Annotated in this window: 13 protein-coding genes; 7 read left to right on the forward strand and 6 right to left on the reverse strand. The window is 42.6% G+C overall.

The window, feature by feature from the left end:
* Positions 1-144 precede the first annotated feature (144 nt).
* Positions 145-1023 (forward strand): EFR1 family ferrodoxin, encoded by an 879-nt coding sequence (locus V7O62_RS12930; protein WP_406656751.1) that lies wholly within the window; start codon positions 145-147, stop codon positions 1021-1023.
* A gap of 164 nt (positions 1024-1187) precedes the next feature.
* Here V7O62_RS12930 and V7O62_RS12935 read toward each other — a convergent pair whose 3' ends face one another.
* Together V7O62_RS12935 and V7O62_RS12940 are read right to left on the reverse strand one after the other, a co-directional pair.
* Positions 1188-2021, reverse strand: coding sequence for a helix-turn-helix transcriptional regulator (locus V7O62_RS12935; protein WP_406656752.1), 834 nt, complete (start codon positions 2019-2021; stop codon positions 1188-1190).
* A gap of 80 nt (positions 2022-2101) precedes the next feature.
* A complete protein-coding gene (locus tag V7O62_RS12940; protein ID WP_406656753.1) occupies positions 2102-2800 on the reverse strand; it encodes a hypothetical protein in 699 nt (232 codons plus the stop codon).
* A 699-nt stretch (positions 2801-3499) separates the two neighbouring features.
* Here V7O62_RS12940 and cofG point away from each other — a divergent pair.
* The 6 genes from cofG to V7O62_RS12970 all read left to right on the forward strand — a co-directional run bounded on the left by cofG (position 3500) and on the right by V7O62_RS12970 (position 8938).
* Positions 3500-4486, forward strand: coding sequence for a 7,8-didemethyl-8-hydroxy-5-deazariboflavin synthase CofG (gene cofG, locus V7O62_RS12945; RefSeq protein WP_406658304.1), 987 nt, complete (start codon positions 3500-3502; stop codon positions 4484-4486).
* Positions 4487-4552: 66 nt separating this feature from the next.
* A complete protein-coding gene (gene cofH / locus V7O62_RS12950) occupies positions 4553-5674 on the forward strand; it encodes a 5-amino-6-(D-ribitylamino)uracil--L-tyrosine 4-hydroxyphenyl transferase CofH (protein WP_406656754.1) in 1122 nt (373 codons plus the stop codon).
* 104 nt (positions 5675-5778) lie between these two features.
* Complete coding sequence (gene cofC / locus V7O62_RS12955) at positions 5779-6411, forward strand: 2-phospho-L-lactate guanylyltransferase (protein ID WP_406656755.1); 633 nt, start codon at positions 5779-5781, stop codon at positions 6409-6411.
* 128 nt (positions 6412-6539) lie between these two features.
* Positions 6540-6713: an indolepyruvate ferredoxin oxidoreductase subunit alpha gene (locus tag V7O62_RS12960; protein ID WP_406656756.1), complete on the forward strand. Its 174-nt coding sequence runs from the start codon at positions 6540-6542 to the stop codon at positions 6711-6713.
* Positions 6710-7924: a geranylgeranyl reductase family protein gene (locus tag V7O62_RS12965; RefSeq protein WP_406656757.1), complete on the forward strand. Its 1215-nt coding sequence runs from the start codon at positions 6710-6712 to the stop codon at positions 7922-7924. The genes V7O62_RS12960 and V7O62_RS12965 overlap by 4 nt, the downstream gene beginning before the upstream one ends.
* 117 nt (positions 7925-8041) lie before the next feature.
* A complete protein-coding gene (locus tag V7O62_RS12970) occupies positions 8042-8938 on the forward strand; it encodes a methyltransferase domain-containing protein (protein WP_406656758.1) in 897 nt (298 codons plus the stop codon).
* Here V7O62_RS12970 and V7O62_RS12975 read toward each other — a convergent pair.
* The 4 genes from V7O62_RS12975 to dnaK form a co-directional block, all read right to left on the reverse strand.
* Positions 8895-10328 carry a TrkH family potassium uptake protein gene (locus tag V7O62_RS12975; RefSeq protein ID WP_406656759.1) on the reverse strand — a complete coding sequence of 478 codons (1434 nt, stop codon included), beginning with the start codon at positions 10326-10328 and terminating at the stop codon, positions 8895-8897. The genes V7O62_RS12970 and V7O62_RS12975 overlap by 44 nt on opposite strands.
* Before the next feature lie 22 nt (positions 10329-10350).
* Entirely contained in the window at positions 10351-11685 is a 1335-nt protein-coding gene (trkA, locus tag V7O62_RS12980) for a Trk system potassium transporter TrkA (RefSeq protein ID WP_406656760.1), read from the reverse strand.
* A 131-nt stretch (positions 11686-11816) separates the two neighbouring features.
* Positions 11817-12986 carry a molecular chaperone DnaJ gene (gene dnaJ / locus V7O62_RS12985; RefSeq protein WP_406656761.1) on the reverse strand — a complete coding sequence of 390 codons (1170 nt, stop codon included), beginning with the start codon at positions 12984-12986 and terminating at the stop codon, positions 11817-11819.
* Positions 12987-13081: 95 nt separating this feature from the next.
* Positions 13082-14935 (reverse strand): molecular chaperone DnaK, encoded by a 1854-nt coding sequence (dnaK, locus tag V7O62_RS12990; RefSeq protein ID WP_406656762.1) that lies wholly within the window; start codon positions 14933-14935, stop codon positions 13082-13084.
* Positions 14936-15010: the final 75 nt, after the last annotated feature.

The raw sequence follows: 15010 nt of genomic DNA on the forward strand, positions 1-15010 counted from the left end.
ATTTCGGAAAGATCTTAATTTTAGTTAGAATGAACTTAAATCTGGTCTACGTGATGGCATTCTATGAAAAGTTTTTTTACTCAGCATGCTACCTTTCTATAAGCAGGTTAACAATTACTCTTTAATCCGCAAGGAAAAAATATCATGGAAAACCCAAACTTCAGCAAAGTCCGGATCGCCTACTTTTCAGGCACTGGAAGCACTTCCAGGGTTGCTACTGCTTTTGAAAGAGAACTGGCAGGACGTGGTGTGTCTGTCTTAATGTCTGAGATAAGGGCAGGATTCCCCCTCTCTGAAGATAATGAGGACTTATTGCTACTCTTGTTTCCCGTACATGCATTCAATGCTCCGGAGATTGTATACAACTGGATCGACAGGACACTCTATGAAAAGTCGATTTCGGCTGCGGTAATTTCTGTTTCCGGAGGAGGTGAGTTGTCACCAAATACAGCATGTCGCTTAAACTCTATACACAGACTGGAAAAGAAAGGTTACAGCGTCGTCTATGAGAAAATGCTTGTAATGCCTTCGAACTGTTTTGTCAAAACTGATGATAGATTGGCTATCAGGCTACTTAGGGTCTTGCCATCAAAAGTCAAGTGCATTACCGATGATCTAATGAGGGGGGTCGTGCACAGAACCACTCCCAAGTTCATCGATCGTGTTTTCTCCAGGGTCGGGGAATTTGAAAAAAGAGGAGCTAAGGCTTTTGGGGAGAATATTCAGGTAAATAATAACTGCAACGCATGTGGCTGGTGCAAGAGGAGCTGCCCGGCAAACAATATCAGTATGCTGAATAACAGACCAATGTTTGGCGTAGAATGCTTGCTATGTCTGAAATGCATCTATGGATGTCCCAATAAAGCTCTTGAAGCGGGAACATTAAAATTCACCATATTGAAAGAAGGATATGATCTGAATGCTCTTGAAAAGAGAATGGAAGGTGTTGAACTTGCTCCTGTTGAGGATCTGGCGAAAAGCTATCTGTGGAAAGGTGTGAAAAAGTATCTGCTTGAAGATTAAAGAGATGCTTTCGCGTCCTTCAAGCAAAAATATTTTACCAGAAGTAACAATGGCTTTTTTATAGAGTGATCTATTTTTAAATATCTGTATCAATGTACATATTCTTCTTAGGTTTTCTTCCTTAAAGTTCCAAGTTTTGTACACCTTGAAAAAGAATCTCTATCTTAAGAGTTGTCAGGATGTTCCAGACTATTTATGAGAGTGGAGTCATTTTGATAATATTCAAATAGTTCTCTTCCCCATGCAAGTGCACCTGGACTGTTGGCCATGAGAACTATATTTTCAAAGTTTCTGTCTTTTCTTGGCATGATTAGGAAAAACCCATCATCAATCAGTGCAAAGGCTGGAAAATTTATTTCTTTATTATATTGGAAGAATTTGATATGGTCGCTTTCAATCAATTCACTGAACTGTTCATACTGTTTTGTTCTTATTTTCTCTATTACTTCAGGAGTAGTGATGTATTCTACATCTATTTCTTTCTCCTTTATCAATTCCAAGGTAGTGGGATATAAAACAGTTGCAAATATAGCTACATATGTGGACCTTCGAAATCCTTCTTCAAACGCTTTGTTGATTTCAAACATTTCTGACAACGGTGTTTCAAACATAGTATAGGTCCCTATTTCACTGATTCTCTTAAGCAAATGAGGTGGGATCACATCGAGGTTATGCGTTCCCCAGTAATCATTTTGTTCATCGAAGAAATCCAGGATATTCAGCACAGGTTCAATTTTTTCTGCCAGCATGTTGCCAATTATGGTCAGTTCACAGATATCATCATCTTTTATTAGGAGCTGCTTCTCCTCCATAATCTTTATCTGTGGAAGCAGTGCTGTTCGCTTTGTATTCAGCGATGTCAGGAGTGTCTCCATGTCCTTGGGTCCGTCTTTAAGCAAAAGCAGCAGATTCTTTCTCTTCTCCGAGTTCACAAGCGTATCAATAAGGGAAATACTTATGGAATCACGTCCTTCACAAAGATTTCTTGTAACTAACATCTGGAAAAATTTAAATGAAAATTCTAACTATTTCAATTTAAATCTTTTGGATCTTACCAATAATAGTGTCTTTTATTTCACTAGTACTCCCAATGTACTTGTGCACTTTTGACTACTCCTATACTTTTGAAAAAACCTCTCAATTGTGGATTGTCTTTTCTCAGTTCATAGAACTCATAGTATGGTGTATCCGTATAGTATATGGAGACTATTCCGTAATCTTTATCCTGTTCTATATAGGCAATCTTGTCAAAACTATCCAGTTCTCCGAGAGGGTATTGTGCACCCGTACTGTCAATAAAGGTAAGACCTTTATCGCTTGTCTGGAAGGCATTTATTGCATGTCCCTTCGGAAGGTCATGAAACTCTACTGAAACATATGCGGCACGAATACCTGCTTTTTCAGCATTGTTATGCAACCTTTCTGCAAAATCCACACAATCAAAGCTAGTGTTCTGATACAGTATCCTGTCAGTATCATCTTCTTTCAGGAAAAGCATAAGCTCATCCCATGTGGGATCATGGGCGGATTCATTATCTATTAGTTTGACAGGTTCTCCGGATGCCTTATATGAAAGCACTTTGGGTTTCATACTGATGGAATAATTTTCATCGTATTCAATAGCAAATACGAAATTACTATACACAAATGTAACCAATATGACCATAAAAATGCCGATTATCATACGATACAGAGTACTGCGTTTTGTTAATCCATGCATTGTTTTTACCGCTACATTGAAATGTATGTTCGTGTATATATATCTTGCAATAAGCATTATTTTCAAAAGCTGACGAATCAGTTTATTTTTATTTTTGTCTGTAAATAATAACAGTTGCAAATGCAATATAAGCTCAAAGAAAAACCAATATTATTACCTCATCTTCTGTACCCTGTCTTCATATGAATGATGAATAGGGACTGCATCTACACAATATTGCGAATAACCTTTGCAAAAATATCATCTGACATTTCCTTATGTTTTTACTTCTTAAGCAGTTCCGTCCATTAGAAATAGCTAGTTGATTGTGGGATTTCCTGTTTCCAATGAAAAGTATAGAGGTGCCGTTAGACACCTTATGGCACCTCTTTACTTGTGAATCCGAGATACCCCCATATCTCTTTATGATCCACTCCTACTTTGTTTTTTATTCCCAACCCGCATCGGGTAATATGCCACGTTTCTTACTTAACCTAAACGTCGTTTAATTTGATGCATTAACTGAACTTGCTATGTTAATCTATGTTTCTTTTTGGGCTATTTTTTTAATAGCATGATAATTTAGATTATCCCAATATGATTATGTTTTGAACTATTCATAGCGATTGCTCAAAAAAGCAAAAAATTGTTTTGTAGAAATCGTAAATATACATAGTTACTTATGGTAACTTGGTGAGTGAAAATTTAAATTGTGCTCCGTATGCACCAGCCTTCAATTAAACTTATGTATTTGTTATTGTATCTATGGAATTGAAGATGCCTGAATATGTCACATTTTGCCGCAACGTGTTCATACCCGTGACCAATGTATGTAGGAATAACTGTGAATATTGTACTTTCAGACGTAGTCCTGATGACTCTGAAGCAAAATTAATGACCCTGGACGAGATACTTCCGATACTCAAAAGCGGTAAAGATGCAGGGTGTACCGAGGTTTTGTTTACTCTTGGAGAGTACGGTGAAGAATTTCCTGAATACAAACAATGGCTCTCGGATATGGGTTATGCTTCAACGGTGGAATATCTGGCAGAACTTTGCAAAAGTGCAATAGATATTGGCCTCCTTCCACATACAAATGCAGGTGTTCTGAACTACACGGAACTTGAGACCCTGAAACCGTTAAATGCAAGTATGGGGCTGATGCTTGAAACCACTGCCAATCTTGATGCACATGTTTCCAGCCCGGGCAAGGAACCTTCCGGCAGAATAAAGACGATAAGGTATGCAGGTGAATTAAAAATTCCCTTTACTACAGGATTGCTTATAGGTATCGGGGAAACACTGGACGACAGGATTAATTCATTGCAAATGATAGCTGAACTGCATGAAGAGCACGGTCACATTCAGGAAGTAATAATCCAGAACTTTACACCCAAGCCGGATACACCCATGGCGGATTGTCCCCCTCCGACAGATGAGGAAATGATGCAAACCGTGCTTATCGCCAGGGAAATACTTCCTGAAGACATTGCGATACAGGTTGCACCCAACCTTGTTGACCCTTACGTTCTTGTACAGTGCGGTGCCAAGGACCTTGGTGGCATATCTCCCGTCACCGTAGACTGGATCAATCCCGAAGCCTGCTGGCCCAGCATTGAACAGCTTCAGCAAATGGTAAGAGGTATCCCACTTAAAGAAAGGTTGCCAATATATCCTGAATATGTAAAGAAAGGATGGTATAGCGACCTGATAAAAGATCTGATTCTGTCCTTATCCGATGAAAAAGGTTACAGAAAAGTTTGAATTCATGTAGTTGCGTATGGAAAAACAGTTTTTACCGGACACATAATTTATCCACTGGAGAACGAAATGAAACCTACTATTACTGATGACATTATCGAGAATGCTCTTGCTGGAAAGACCACAAAAGAGGACGCTTTTTCCCTGCTTCAGGTCCATCCTTTTGAGTTATTCGGGCTTGCAGACAGGTTGCGATATGAGTCAGTGGGAGATACTGTTACGTATATCATCAACCGCAATATCAATTTTACCAATAAATGCATCGGAAATTGCGGATTCTGTGCTTTTAAGCACAACTCCGAAGGCTATGTTCTCAGTACCGAGCAGATACTTCAGAAAGTGAAAGAGGCTGACAGACTCGGTGCAACCGAAGTTTGTATACAGGGAGGCCTGTTGGCGGATGCTGACCTGAATTTCTATCTACATATAATTGAGTCAGTGAAAGAGGAATTTCCCCATATCAGTACCCATGCGTTCTCACCCATGGAAGTTTACCATGCTGCAAGACAGAGTGACGTTTCTGTTAACGAAGCGCTTACGGAGCTTAAAAGGGCGGGTCTTGGCTCCATGCCCGGAACCGCTGCGGAGATCCTTTCTGACAGGGTGAGGGAAATCATATGTTCCAAGAAATTAAAAACTGATGAATGGGTCGACGTAATAACGAAAGCACATCGTATAGGAATTCACACAACTGCAACAATGATGTACGGCCACATCGAAACCATTGAAGAAAGGATCGATCACATACTGCTTATCAGGGATATACAAAAGAATACAGGTGGATTCACAGAATTCGTGCCTCTGCCATTCATGCCTTACAACAACCATATTGGTGAGGAGATGCTAAGGAGTGGAAAATACATAACTTCTGGCACTGAAGACCTTCGGATGTATGCTCTTTCAAGAATAATACTTAATACTCACGTGAACAATATCCAGTCAAGCTGGGTGAAGCTCGGCAAAAAACTTTCCCAGGTAGCTCTTCACTGTGGTGCTAACGATCTGGGAGGAACGCTGATGGAAGAAAAGATATCCAGGTCAGCGGGTGCGACAAATGGAGAATTTATGTCCGCACAGGAGCTTGAATGGTTTATCCGTGCCTCAGGAAGGGAACCACGACAGAGAAATACTGTCTACAGCCAATTTTTAGATGCTGTGGATATGGAAAAAGTGAATATGGAAATTGCTTGAGGATACAGATTGCATCCTGATAATATGATTAAGAAATCTTACTGTGGATATACCGGGTCAGGATTAGCCCCTGATATACAGAAAACGACTGATGGAGAATGCAGATGAGAGCGGTTATTCCATATAAGAGACAACGTGCAAAATCCCGTCTCTCTCCTGCGCTGACACTTCAGGAGCGAGAACACTTTGTAGAGCTTATGCTCAGGGACGTTGTCGAAAGCCTCCAGGATGCCGGTATTAATAAGATAGATGTACTAACGACTCCAAGCAACGGAGTCCCTGACGATCTTGATGTCAATATCGTCTTCAGCGAACACGATCTAAATGAGGCTATTAATACATATCTTGATACTGTCAGTGAACCTACTCTCATCATAATGGCCGATTTGCCCCTTGTAACTTCCTGTCACATAAGGGAAATCATTGCAATCGAAAAAGATCTGGTCATAGTCCCTGGAAAGGGAGGAGGGACAAATGTTCTTTTCATCAGGAATCCTGACAAGTTCTATGTCAAATACTATGATTCCAGTTTCCTCAATCATTGCAGGATAGCAGATGAAATGAAGCAATCAATTCATGTCTACGATTCCTTCCTGCTCAGCACTGATATAGACGAACCTCCTGATCTGGTGGAAATCATGCTCCATGGACGTGGTTTGTCAAAGGTTTATATCGACAGGAAGTTTGGCATGGAGGAAAATGGAAAGGCAAGGGTTAGACTTAGTTTATGTAAGTGATACAAAAAACTTATTATCACTCCCATTGTATGGGTAATCCTGTGCGATTTCCGTTTTGTGACAGGGAATAAAGATATATCTTTTTAAAGATTATTTTCTAAAAAATTACGTTAATACAGGTGATATTGGTGACCATTAAAGTGAACAAGTTTAAATGCGGATACTGCGGTGCATGCGTAGGTGTGTGCCCTGCCGGTGCGCTTGAGTTGGTCGAAACTTGGATCGAAGTAGATGATAGCTGTACAAGTTGCGGGATTTGCGCAAAGGTCTGCCCGTTAGGAGCCATAGAGGTGGAAAAATGAAAGACTATTATGATGTAATAGTTGTCGGAGCAGGCCCTGCCGGATCGATAACAGCTAAAACAGCAGCAAAAAAAGGTCTGAGTACTCTTTTAATAGAGAAGAGGCAGGAGGTCGGAGACCCTGTCAGGTGTGCAGAAGGAGTAAGCAAGGTCTGGTTGAGGAAACATATCAATCCGGACAGCCGCTGGATATGCGCTGATGTAAAAGGTTCACGCATTTTCTCTCCTGATGGCACGATGATTGAGATGGCAGAGGAAGTAGCAGGTGGAGAAGTCGGCTATGTCCTTGAGCGTAAGCTGTTCGACAGGGCACTGGTGTATGAGAGTGCAAAAGCAGGTGCTGAAGTCTTTGTGAAGACAAGGGCAGCAGGGCTTATCATAGAAGATGACTACGTAAAAGGCGTCAGGATCATGCACCAGGGACAGGAACGTGAAGTCAGGTGTAAGATTGTGGTAGGTGCCGACGGGGTTGAGTCAAAGATAGGCCGATGGGCAGGTATAGATACAGCACTTAAACCCGTGGATATTGAGACCTGTGCCCAGTACCTTATGAGTGGAACGGGTATAGATCAGGATTACTGTTATTTCTATCTTGGTAATGAGGTGGCACCCGCAGGTTATGTCTGGATTTTCCCCAAGGGTCAGGATCTGGCAAATGTAGGAATAGGTATTCTGGGAAGCAAATCCGGGGAAAAGACTGCTGTTGAGTATCTGGATGATTTCGTAAAAGATAAGTTCCCGGATGCACAAATCCTTGAAATGGATGCCGGTGGAGTGCCTGTAAGGGGCACTATCGAAAAGACCACGGCTAACGGCCTGATGCTTGTAGGTGATGCTGCAAGACAATCTGATCCTGTCACCGGTGGAGGAATCATCAATGCCATGGAAGCAGGCAAGATTGCCGGTGAGGTGGCCTATGAAGCAATTTCTGCTGATGACGTCTCCGTTGAGAGGCTCAATGAATACGAGGAAAAATGGCGTTCAACAGTAGGACTTGAAATTGATAACAGTCTTATTGTTAAAAATGTATTCATCAAATTCACTGATAAGGATCTTAACAATCTGGCACATTCCCTGGAAGGAGTCAATTTCTCGACTATGAGCTTGATTGACCTTTTGTATGCCCTGTTCAAGGCCAACAAGAAACTTCTATGGGATTTGAGAGTTCTGTTCAAGAACGTTGTCAAATATGAACTTGATTTTGAACGCTGATAAAGTGATTTTGTAATCACTTTTTCCTGTTTTTTATTATTCCGCTCTTTTGATTAGCGCAAGCTTTTTTATTTGTATATGTCAAGATAATTTAAATGACTTCTAACGGAAAATAACATGGACAAAAAAAAGCTGTCAATTTCTGATCTTGAGAAGATGGAATATTATGATTTTATGAGCTATATGGGAGTTCCTTTTTTCCATATTGGCGGTCCCCGTTCAACAGAGGAACTTGCCGGGTTCTGCAGCATCGGAAAAAACAGCAAAGTCCTGATGGTGGGATGCGGAAGTGGATTCAGTGCCTGTCATCTTGCAAAGAAAACAGGCTGCTTTGTAGTCGGAGTGGATATTGCCCGTGTCTCTGTAGAAAAGGCACGTCAGAGGGCAATAAATGAAGACGTCGAAGAACTGACTTTGTTCATAACAGGTGATGCATACAAACTTCCCTTCAGGAAGGCTTCTTTTGATGTTGTGATAACAGAGTTTGTTTCCCAGTTTCTCGACAAGGATAAGGCTTTCAGTGAATTCATACGTGTTTTAAAGCCGGGTGGTTATGCAGGTATCAATGAGTTGTACATGGATGCTGTCATGGACCCTGACCTGAAAATAAAGATCAATGAGGCTGAAAACATTTTCACGGAAGTGACAGGCTTACCTTTCAGGATAAATACGCCTGAAGAATGGCAATCTTATTTTGAGCGTGCAGGTTTTACAGATGTGAACCTGCATAAACGCAGGCCATTTCAGAATGCAGGTGACAGTATTGCAACAATAAAAGCTATAGGTGGAGTTACAAATATCGCATTTATGATGTTGAACCTGCTAAAGTACATGCTTTTTAGCAAAAAGCTCAGAAAGCGTTTTTTGCAGCTTGATAAGGGGAAAAGGATACTTTTCAATAGAAAATCCACTCGACAGCATGTAGGTTACATACTTGGGACTGCAAGAAAGCCGCATTATATCTTAAATTTCACCGTTTCCAGAATTCCGGTGTCAGCATCACTATTACTGTAAATACTTCAAGCCTTCCAATCCACATATTCGCAATCAGTAATAGTTTCCCAAGGTCCGGGACTACATCAAAATTGGACAGAGGGCCTACGGCATTGAATCCCGGGCCTATGTTTCCCAGCGTGGCGATGGATGCAGTAATAGAACTTATCAGCTCCATTCCCATAAGAGAGAGTAGTGCGGTGGATACTGCAAATATCATTATGTAGATTACTACAAAGGATACAATTGCCTGCATGACATCCTCAGGCACTGCCTTGTTGTTGAATTTGATTGGTTTCACAGCTTTGGGATGAATGGATTTGAAAAGAGCATTCTGTGAGTACTTCAGGAGTAGCAGGAACCTGACAACCTTTATTCCTCCTGCTGTGGAGCCGGCGCATCCGCCAATGAACATCACTGCAAGCAATACGATCCTTGCGGAATCGGTCCACATGTTGAAGTCAGTAGTAGCATAACCGGTTGTCGTGGTAATCGAAACTACCTGGAACAGTGCATATCTGAAAGAAGTAAAGATGTTTTCACCCATATCGTTCCACAGGGAGAAAGTTAAGAGGCTGGTTGCAGCCAGAATTATGACTGTGTAAAATTTGAATTCATTGTCATTCACGAGACTGTAGCGATCTGTGTACAGGGTTCTGTAGTGGAGGGCGAAGTTTGCTCCTGCAATGAACATAAAAACAACTATTATTACTTCGATAAAAGGGTTATTGAATACTGCAATACCCTGTGAATAAGGAGAAAATCCGCCGGTAGACATTGTAGTGAATGTATGCGTTACTGCATCGTAGAGATCCATGCCTGCAATCATTAGCAAGACTGTCTGGATAATGGATATCACTACGTAGACCGTCCACAGAATTCTGGCTGTTCCTCTGATCCTTGGCTTGATCTTATCTTCTGTAGGTCCCGGGGTTTCGGCACGGAAAAGTTGTCTTCCGGCAACACCCAGTTTCGGAAGAATCGCAATGAAAAGCATAATAATACCCATTCCCCCGATCCACTGGGTCATACTACGCCAGAAAAGTATGCTTCTGGAATGACTTTCAATATCCTGAAGAATGGTCGCTCCGGTTGTCGTGAACCCGGACATCGATTCAAAAAGAGCATTTAAAGGACTTATGCCATCAAGCATGAAAGGGATAGACCCAAAAAGAGCAGCAGTAAACCATCCAAAGGCAACTATGGCAAATCCTTCTCTTATCTTCCAATCACCTTCAGCTCCATAGCGATGTGAGAGCAAAATACCCATAGCGCCTGTGATGGCGATAGCAACTGCAAATGGTAATAATGAATCGCCGTAATAATAAGCTACAAGGAGTGGAATGATCATTACAAGCCCGAGGAACCTGAGAAGATTTCCCAGCACATTTAGAATGATCTCATAATTCACGTAGGACGCTCCTGATGGGGAATTACTTGAACAGTTTTTCTACTTCAGTATTTGCAGACTTCAGGGCAAATACTACTACCCTGTCTTCTTCCTCTATGATGTAATCACCACGAGGGACAATGGTATTTCCTTTATGGACAACCATGCTGACAATGGCTCCTGAAGGGAATTTGACACTCTTAAGAGGTTTTCCCACAATTTTTGATTTCTTGGAAGCGGTATACTCGATGATTTCTGCTTTTTCACCTTCGATGGTTGCAACAGTTTCGATCCCCTGGCCCATAGTCAGTTTCAGGACTTCGTTAACTGTTGCCTGTCTGGGGCTTACTGCACTGTCCACGCCGACCATCTCGAAGAGGGAGACGTAATCCGAGCGATCAGCTCTGGCTATTACTTTTTTTCCTCCAAGCTGCTTTGCTATAAGTGCACAGAGTAAGTTTTTCTCGTCGCTGTTGGTAACTGCTATGACAACGTCCATCTCCCCGACACCTTCCTCTTTGAGAAGATTTATATCAGTGCCGTCACCGTTGAGCACAAGCACATTGGGAAGCTCATCTGCGATTTGGGATGAACGTTCCTTGTCAGCTTCGATAACCTTAAGATCAAACTCGCCTTTGGATACGAGTTTTGCAAGATAGAAACCTACGATTCCTCCTCCTATAATCATAACCTTACTGCGTCTGCCTACCTTTTCACCTAACATGTCGCGGACTTCTTTCATAGCAGCCGGTTTCCCAATAACGACAATATGGTCGTTTTCCTGTATTCTGTCCTTACCATGAGGAATGATGACTTCAGCATCCCTGAAAAGTGCACTTACTATGCAGCAATTGGCCATATTTAAATTCTGAAGCTCTTTCCCGACAAGTTCACTTTCTTGCGACACGGCAAATTCCATCATCTCTACTTTACCCTCGGCAAAATATTCTGCTCCGATGGCATAAGGAATTGCAAGTATCTCCGCAACTTCTGAGGCGAGTGTAAGTTCAGGGCATATCATTGTATCTATGCCGATCTGTGTGCGTTTTGCAACCGGTTTGTCAATATAATCCGGGTTACTTACCCTTGCGACGGTGTTTAAGCGATTCTTGTTCTTTGCGATGAGTTTTGCTGCCATGCAGGCAACAATGTTTGCCTCATCTGATCCGGTAACGGCTACAAGCAGGTCAGTGCCTTCAAGGGCCCTGCTGAGTATAGAAACATTGGCACCATTGCCTTGTATTACCTGAACATCAAGTTCATCGGCACGTTCACATGCTTCTTCACTTTGGTCGATGACAACGACATCATTTGCCTGGTGAAGTGCCTTTGCAATATGGTAACCGACTTCACCGGCTCCGATGATCACAATCTTCATGTTATTCCTTCATAAGACGTATATAGTTGATAGAGAACGAACACGCCATATATCCGGTATTGGTTTTTAAACCTTACTGTATATCTTAAAAAAGAAGTAAAAAAAGATTTTAGTATGTGGAAGAATTGGCTTTAATCAAAGGCTTCTTTGACTTTGTCGAATATACCTTTTCCACCTTTGCTGTGCTTTGCAGTTTCTCCTTCATTTGGCAGATTCAATTTCTTAAGTAGTTCTTTCTGCTCGTCCGTAAGTTTTGTGGGTGTTTTTACAATAACCCTTACAAGCTGGTCTCCCTGCCCACGTCCGTGCAGGTATGGCATTCCCTTGCCCTTCAGACGGAGTATAGAATGTGTCTGGGTACCGAGTTTAATGCTCATTTTGACCTTGCCGTGCAGGGTAGGCACCATCACATCAGCTCCAAGAGCTGCCTGTGAAAAGTTGACAGGTAACTCAAAGAGTATATCGTCACCTGCTCGCTCGAACAGCTTGTGAGGTTCAACATGAATGACTACATAGAGGTCGCCGGGAGGAGCACCAGGGCTACCATCTTCTCCCTCTCCGCTGATCTTCAGGCGCATTCCGTTATCCGCACCTTTTGGAGTCTTTACCGATATCTTACGTACCTTTTTCTGCTTGCCGGTACCTCTGCATGCCGGACACGGCTCTTCGATTTCCTCACCGGTTCCGTGGCATACATTGCAGGTTGTAGTCGACATAAAGCGTCCGAAAGGTGTGTCACGTGCATGTGTTACCTGTCCAGATCCATGGCAATTGGAACATGTCTTCGGACTTGTGCCTGGTTTCGCACCTGTTCCACCACACACATCACATCTCTCTGCTCTGGGAACATTGATAGTTGTTTCAGTCCCTTTCGCAGCCTGCTCCAGCGTAATGGTCATATCATATCGCAGGTCGGACCCTCTCACAGGTCCACGGCGCTGTTGTCTGCCGCCAAATCCTCCGAATCCACCAAACCCGCCGAATGCACCTCCGAAAATACCTCCAAGGATGTCTTCAAGATCTTCGAAACCTCTGAAATCAGCGCCTCTGAAAATATCTTCCTGGGTGTAGCGACTATCAATACCAGCATGACCGAAACGATCGTACTGTTCTCTTTTCTCGGTATCAGAAAGGACTGCATATGCTTCGGATATTTCCTTGAACTTTTCTTCCGCATCCGGCTCCTTGTTCTTGTCCGGATGATACTTCATTGCAAGTTTGCGGTATTCCTTTTTGATTTCAGCTTCTGTTGCATCTTTCGATACACCGAGTATTTCATAATAATCGCGTGTCGTGGTCATGTATGATTCCTGTGATTTTCCTCTGCTAAATAAAATATCAATGTAAGATACTGTCACAATTACAGTATCTTACTTGTAGTTTTCTTCAGCAGTACTTACTTCTCATCGTCGACTACTTCATAGTCAGCATCTACGATGGTCTCGTCATCGGAACCTTCTGAAGATGTTGCACCTTCTTCTGCAGAGGCAGCTGAAGCAGCCTCTTCCTGGGCTTTCTGGTACATTGCAGCAGATATATCGTACATTGCGGTCTGGAGTGCTTCTGTCTTGGATTTGATATCTTCGATATCATCGCCTTCCATAGCCTTTTTCAGGTCCTCTGTGGCACTTTGAACCTTTGATTTCTGCTCGTCAGTTGCAATGTCTCCTGCTTCCTGAAGGGTTTTCTCCGTAGCGTTTATGAGAGATTCAGCTGCATTTCTGACTTCTACATCTTCCTTGCGCTTTTTGTCTTCCTCCGCATGGAGTTCCGCATCCTTGACCATCTTGTCGATTTCCTCGTCGGTAAGTCCTCCTGGTTTCTGGATGGATATTGACTGCTCCTTACCGGTACCAAGGTCTTTTGCAGTAACATGAAGGATACCATTGGCATCTATGTCGAAGGTAACTTCAATCTGTGGTACGCCTCTTGGTGCAGGTGGAATACCATCAAGCATGAAGTTTCCAAGGGTCTTGTTGGCTGATGCAATGCCTCTTTCACCCTGCAATACATGGATTTCCACAGATGGTTGGCTGTCAGCCGCTGTTGAGAATATCTGGCTCTTCCTTGTGGGTATCGTCGTGTTCCTTTCGATGAGAGGTGTTGCAACCCCTCCAAGGGTCTCAATACCAAGAGTAAGTGGTGTTACATCGAGCAGAAGTACGTCGTGGACATCCCCGCTGAGAACTCCTGCCTGTACGGCAGCGCCGATAGCTACTGCTTCATCAGGGTTGATGTTCTTGTAAGGGTCTTTGCCTGTTGCCTTGCGGACAAGTTCTACTACTGCAGGTATCCTGGTGGAACCACCGATCAGCAATACCTTTTCAAGATCTCCCGGTTTGAGTTTTGCATCCTCAAGTGCACGGTTGACGGATACAAGTGTCTTGTCCAGCAGGTCACTGACCATTTTCTCGAATTGTGCCCTTGTAATATCCATGTCGATATGTTTGGGCTGTCCGTTAGAATCAGCAGTGATAAATGGCAGGTTCACGTTCGTGGATGTGGTGCTGGAGAGTTCGATCTTTGCTTTCTCTGCCGCATCCTTCAAACGCTGCATTGCAGCCTTGTCATTGGAAAGATCAATACCCTCTTCTTTCTTGAACTCATTTACTATATGGTCCACGATCCTCTGGTCGAAATCATCTCCACCAAGGTGGGTATCACCGCTTGTAGAAAGAACTTCGAATACACCTTCTCCGAGTTCCAGGACGGATACATCAAATGTACCTCCTCCAAGGTCATACACCATGATCTTGTGATCGCCTGCTTCCTTGTCAATTCCGTATGCAAGAGATGCTGCTGTTGGTTCGTTGATGATTCTTCTTACGTTGAAACCTGCAATTGAACCTGCATCCTTTGTTGCCTGTCTCTGTGAGTCATCGAAGTATGCAGGAACTGTGATAACTGCCTCGGTAATGGTCTCACCAAGATATGCTTCAGCATCGTCCTTTAGCTTGCGCAGGATCATTGCTGATACTTCTTGTGGAGTGTAATCCTTTCCATTAAGGCTTACTTTGTAATCGCCTTCGCCAATGTGTCTTTTAATTGAACTTACACTGTTGTCCGGATTTGTAATGAGCTGCCTTTTGGCAACCTGTCCTACGAGTTTTTCTCCCTTTTTGGAAAATGCAACAACTGAAGGTGTTGTCCTTCCTCCTTCGGCATTCGGGATTATAGTAGGCTCCCCACCTTCGATAACTGCCATGCATGAATTTGTCGTTCCAAGGTCAATTCCCAAAATCTTTCCCATAGTCTTTACCTCTTCATTAATTGATATGTACTAATATGTTCTTCTTTTATTTGACAGCACTCTTGCATTGAAGAG

The organism is Methanolobus sp. ZRKC2 (assembly GCF_045291185.1).
Lineage (GTDB): Archaea > Halobacteriota > Methanosarcinia > Methanosarcinales > Methanosarcinaceae > Methanolobus.

What these genes read in the sequence shown, in the direction of transcription:
- V7O62_RS12930 (WP_406656751.1), top strand. Translation starts at nt 145, where the DNA reads ATGGAAAACCCAAACTTCAGCAAAGTCCGGATCGCCTACTTTTCAGGC.
- V7O62_RS12935 (WP_406656752.1), bottom strand. Translation starts at nt 2,021, where the DNA reads ATGTTAGTTACAAGAAATCTTTGTGAAGGACGTGATTCCATAAGTATT.
- V7O62_RS12940 (WP_406656753.1), bottom strand. Translation starts at nt 2,800, where the DNA reads ATGCTTATTGCAAGATATATATACACGAACATACATTTCAATGTAGCG.
- cofG (WP_406658304.1), top strand. Translation starts at nt 3,500, where the DNA reads ATGCCTGAATATGTCACATTTTGCCGCAACGTGTTCATACCCGTGACC.
- cofH (WP_406656754.1), top strand. Translation starts at nt 4,553, where the DNA reads ATGAAACCTACTATTACTGATGACATTATCGAGAATGCTCTTGCTGGA.
- cofC (WP_406656755.1), top strand. Translation starts at nt 5,779, where the DNA reads ATGAGAGCGGTTATTCCATATAAGAGACAACGTGCAAAATCCCGTCTC.
- V7O62_RS12965 (WP_406656757.1), top strand. Translation starts at nt 6,710, where the DNA reads ATGAAAGACTATTATGATGTAATAGTTGTCGGAGCAGGCCCTGCCGGA.
- V7O62_RS12970 (WP_406656758.1), top strand. Translation starts at nt 8,042, where the DNA reads ATGGACAAAAAAAAGCTGTCAATTTCTGATCTTGAGAAGATGGAATAT.
- trkA (WP_406656760.1), bottom strand. Translation starts at nt 11,685, where the DNA reads ATGAAGATTGTGATCATCGGAGCCGGTGAAGTCGGTTACCATATTGCA.
- dnaJ (WP_406656761.1), bottom strand. Translation starts at nt 12,986, where the DNA reads ATGACCACGACACGCGATTATTATGAAATACTCGGTGTATCGAAAGAT.
- dnaK (WP_406656762.1), bottom strand. Translation starts at nt 14,935, where the DNA reads ATGGGAAAGATTTTGGGAATTGACCTTGGAACGACAAATTCATGCATG.